The sequence below is a fragment of the Sphingomonas sp. PAMC 26605 genome (genome assembly GCF_000241485.1).
In the GTDB taxonomy this organism is placed as follows: domain Bacteria; phylum Pseudomonadota; class Alphaproteobacteria; order Sphingomonadales; family Sphingomonadaceae; genus Sphingomonas.
Genome location: NZ_JH584251.1, coordinates 1 through 4,080, shown reverse-complemented (window position 1 = coordinate 4,080; position 4,080 = coordinate 1). Strand labels below are relative to the sequence as shown.

The following is a 4,080-nucleotide window of genomic DNA, read 5'->3' as shown; positions in this document are numbered from 1 at the left end:
AATGGGCGATCCATACCCCGCTCAGCAGCAGTGACGGGGGCGAGCAGCCACATGTGCACCTGATGTTCTCGGAGCGTCAGGTGGACGGAATCGAGCGCGGGCCGGACGCGTATTTCAAGCGCGCCAACAGCAAGGCCCCGGAGCGGGGTGGGGCCAAGAAGGGCTACGGGCCGCGTGCCGGCGAGCGGCTTAGCCGTGCGGAGCGGGCCGAGGACCTCAAGGCGCTACGAGGCCGGTGGGAGGAAATGGCAAACAGCCACCTGGCGCGCGCGGGTCGGGAGGAGCGGATCGACATGCGCAGCTATGCCGACCGTGGGCTCGATATTGCCCCGGCCTCCCGGCTGCTTCCCAGCGAGTGGCGGGACGGCGAGCAGCGCGGCAACGTGATCGCGTTCCGGCGCGCGACAGCCGAGCTGGTGCAGGCCGAGCAGGCGATCGGGCACGCGATCCCCGACCGGGATGCGCAGATTATCGATCTTGAGCGGGAGCGGGCAAAGCGCGCTCTAGCGGAATCGTTCAGGGGTCTGCGGCCAGAGGCGGCGCGCGGGGTGCCGGAGGAACCGGTCCCGACGCCGGCTCTGGCCCCAGCAGTGCCGGCGAACCCGTCACCCGAGGCGATCGTCCAGCGGTGGACGGCCGAGCATCAGCGTCAGCTTGCCGCGGTGCAGGCCAAGGCACGGCGGGTAATGGGTCATGCCGAGGGCATGGAGCGCCAGCACCGGGGGCGTGTCGAGGATCACCGCCGTCAGCAGCCAGAGCCGCCCAAGGGCCTCCTTATGGCGTTCAAACAGGCTTCCTACGACACGGCCAAGAAGGCGTGGGACAAGGTGGCGGATGGACTGTGGCGACGTGCGCAGCAGCTAAGGCAGCGGATCGAGCGGCTGGAAGATTATCTCAAGCCGATCGACCGGCACACGCTCCACCACCCCGGTGACAAGATGGCGCATGAGCGGATGGCGCGGGAACACCCCGCGCTGGTCAAGGATCATGCGCAGGCGGTGAAGGCGCAAACGCTCGTGCAGGCGGCAGAGCAGGCCAAGCGAACGACCGAGGCGCGCGAGAAGATCAGGCAGCAGCGCGAGAAGGAGCGCGGGCGCGACGATCGCGGGCAAGGGCGGTAGGTCGTTGTCGAAGAATCGTTTTCAGCGTAGTGTAAGGTAACTCTTGACATTTGTCAGGAAATGCCTTACAATGTGTCCATGATTAAGACATACATCAGCAAGGCGCTTGAAGCCTTCGCCATCGAGGGAGATGGCTCAAAACTTCCCGTCCAGAACCACAAAAAGGTCAGCCGCATTTTGCGCACGCTGGATGCCGCTACGAAGCCCGAGGACATGCATCTTCCGGGCTTTCGTTTTCACGGGTTGAGCACCAAACCTAAACGCTACGCGGTCGATGCCAGCGGCAATTACCGGGTCACATGGGCTTGGGATGACGGCAATGCGATCGACGTAAATATCGAGGACTACCACTAAGAGGGGTTGCTCCTCCTAAAAGTCTGTCAGTCAACGCTTGACATGTAAGGCTTTAGTTTACACATAGAGCTTATACAGAGACGCATGATGATCCGGGATTGGCCCGGACAGGAGACAGATGATGAACCAGCTCGTATCCGGCCTTGCCCCGATGCACCCCGGTGAGCTGCTGCGGGAGGATATTTTGCCCGCGCTCAACAAGCCCAAGGCAGAGATCGCGAGGCTGATCGAAGTGTCGCGGCAGACCCTCTACGATATCCTTGCCGAAAAGCAGGATGTTACCCCGACTATGGCGCTTCGGATCGGAAAGCTTACTGGCACCACGCCTGAGATGTGGGTCAATATGCAGCGCAATTACGACCTGTGTGTGCAGGCCGTGAAGGATGCCGATATCATCGCGCGTATTCCGACGCTCGAAGCTGCCTGATCGTATCCGTTATGTCTGGCTGTCTGGCTGTCTGACCGGCGCCGCCTTCGCTCTAGGCGATCCGCGGAATCGGGGCGGTAGCTAACCACCGCTTCCGCGACGTGATGCGAAACTCACAAGTTTTGCATCAGACCTGAAACCAAACAAAACCAGCCCCTTCCGTGATGCATAATTCCGATGCACGCCAGCCCTCACGTCTCGCGATCCTGCTTTGGCTTGCGGATCGACATCGTGGCGACCTGGGGGTTGGCCGTGGGCGCTACATCGAGGATGCGCTGCCACGAGTCAGCCGCGCTCTTCACGATCCCTCGCCGCTCGGCCAGTTCGAGGAAGGCACGCGTGGTCAGTACGTCCGTCGCCATATCTAGCCCCGTTTCGCGGACGAAGCGCGGAATCTTGCCGTTCTCATAGACGATCAGGATGCTGGAATCGCTATGGTAGTCCACGTAATTTCCCAGCCACTGCATGATCGCCAGTTCGCCTGCATCCTTGGCGCGCGCGGTGGGATCGACGGTGCGAGCCGTGGCGAACAGCCTGCCGATTTCGGTTGGAGCAACCAGAACAGGCGCGTTGCTATTGGGCTTTTGCCCCGCATCGAGCCAATCCTGTATCTCCTGCGCTCCGGGCTTGGTCATGTCCTGCGTCGCTTCGAACGCGACCATATCGGCCACTACGACCCGCCCGCCGATTTGGTGGAGCAGGTGCAGGGCATCGGTTTGTGCCAGATGTATCAGGGGGCCAGTATCCGGCACGATAACGTCAGGCCGTTCGACCGGCGTAGGTACATCATCCATGGCGTTCATCTTTCAGGGAGCGACCAAACAGACGCGACCAAAAGCCTCCTTCCGGCGGAGACGCTAAGGGCGCCTCAACGCTCGCCGTCGCCTCTGTTAGGGTATCGGGCATCCGCTCTAGGGCTGTTCTCTGGTCCGTAAGCAAAGCGCGTTCGGCGATCTGCCGCCAGTGATTCCGGTCGGCTCGAACGTCTTCACGATCGGTGCGGACGTCATCCAATTGAGAGCGGAGAAGATCAATTTGGGCCTTGAGTAACGTGACAACCTCCTCATCTACGGAGGGTGCAATGGGTATGTCACCCGCTGTTAATTGTATATGTGAAGGGTGCTGCACCCCCTTTACAGCGGGCCAGACACGAAACAACTCCACAGGCTCAATGCGCCACTCGCCATTCGTCGATTTTTGGCCTGAAACTCTGCCATTTTTGATCGCTTTCATGAGCGTTTGGCGAGTGACGCCAACCTGCTCAGAAGCTTCCTTCAAGGTGATACCCATGGGTGTCACTCGCTGTTAAGTGTATATGTTAAATACCTGTATACTGGCTGCACCTTGCATGGAAGCATTAGTCTTCACCCAGACGGTTCAGTAAGTGCCCTGTGATCGCGCCAAGGCTTTTGGCTTCCTCCATCGGTTCGCGATCAGTGGGTTCGCGGAGAGCCGGAAGATCAAGCTCCATACCGGGTAGCGAGGGCTCTACTGGGGGAGGAAGGCCGTCCCCGGTTGGAAGCTGTCGTTCGTCGGAGAATAAGCGCGGCACTGCCCTTAGGGGCTGTTGAGAGCCAAGGTCGTCGCGATCTGGCTGCTCTGCTTCAGATACCACCACGACGGCACTAAAAAGCGAAGTGCGGAGTCCATCCCTAGCACCAGTCCAAACAACACGGTCGTTGATGACGTGGGCGTTGACGGTACCACGATCGCCAATCTGGCGTAGTTCGATCCAACGCTCACGATCGAGTATCGCAATGGCGTTTTGAACACCTCGGCGTGACGCTCCAGCCAATTGGGCTAGCGTACCTTGGGATATGACTACAGCATTGTGGTCGCCGACCCGAGCCGCGAGCAGGTGCATGACTTGCGCCGCCAAGGGGCTTTTGCGGGTTAAAGCTGCCCATGCTTCATGTGACGATCGATCCGTCTGAACCCAATGGCCTTTTGGTTTTTGATCGGGGAGCGCCATACGTAAACCTCTGCAAATGAGATTCCAGAAACACGAACCACAGTGCGCACCCCTGCGCACTTTAGGCAACCATTTAATGGAAACTTACTTCCAGAAACACGAACCACAGTGCGCACCCCTGCGCACTAGCTATTGCGCACCCCTGCGCACTAGCTAGTGCGCACCCCCCCCAAGTAAGCCATTGATTTAGAGCGCTTTTAAAATCG

General features: G+C 59.8%; 6 protein-coding genes. 3 read left to right on the top strand and 3 right to left on the bottom strand.

What is annotated here, in order from left to right; translation table 11 throughout:
* The 3 genes from RH90_RS22350 to RH90_RS21795 form a co-directional block, all read left to right on the top strand.
* On the top strand, positions 1–1,121 hold a 1,121-nt coding region (locus RH90_RS22350), incomplete at its 5' end, for a MobA/MobL family protein (RefSeq protein ID WP_010189220.1).
* A 78-nt stretch (positions 1,122–1,199) separates the two neighbouring features.
* Positions 1,200–1,475 (top strand): type II toxin-antitoxin system RelE/ParE family toxin, encoded by a 276-nt coding sequence (locus tag RH90_RS21800; RefSeq protein ID WP_010189218.1) that lies wholly within the window; start codon positions 1,200–1,202, stop codon positions 1,473–1,475.
* 121 nt (positions 1,476–1,596) lie between these two features.
* Positions 1,597–1,902 carry a HigA family addiction module antitoxin gene (locus RH90_RS21795; protein WP_232280478.1) on the top strand — a complete coding sequence of 102 codons (306 nt, stop codon included), beginning with the start codon at positions 1,597–1,599 and terminating at the stop codon, positions 1,900–1,902.
* Between the two features lie 191 nt (positions 1,903–2,093).
* On the opposite strand, the gene RH90_RS21790 is transcribed toward RH90_RS21795, so the two are convergent.
* The 3 genes from RH90_RS21790 to RH90_RS23090 all read right to left on the bottom strand — a co-directional run bounded on the left by RH90_RS21790 (position 2,094) and on the right by RH90_RS23090 (position 3,874).
* A complete protein-coding gene (locus RH90_RS21790; protein ID WP_157134831.1) occupies positions 2,094–2,696 on the bottom strand; it encodes a hypothetical protein in 603 nt (200 codons plus the stop codon).
* Entirely contained in the window at positions 2,689–3,192 is a 504-nt protein-coding gene (locus tag RH90_RS23095; protein ID WP_157134830.1) for a hypothetical protein, read from the bottom strand. The genes RH90_RS21790 and RH90_RS23095 overlap by 8 nt, the downstream gene beginning before the upstream one ends.
* A gap of 67 nt (positions 3,193–3,259) precedes the next feature.
* On the bottom strand, positions 3,260–3,874 hold the full coding sequence (locus RH90_RS23090) for a helix-turn-helix domain-containing protein (protein ID WP_081477081.1): 615 nt from the start codon (positions 3,872–3,874) through the stop codon (positions 3,260–3,262).
* Between the last annotated feature and the right edge of the window lie 206 nt (positions 3,875–4,080).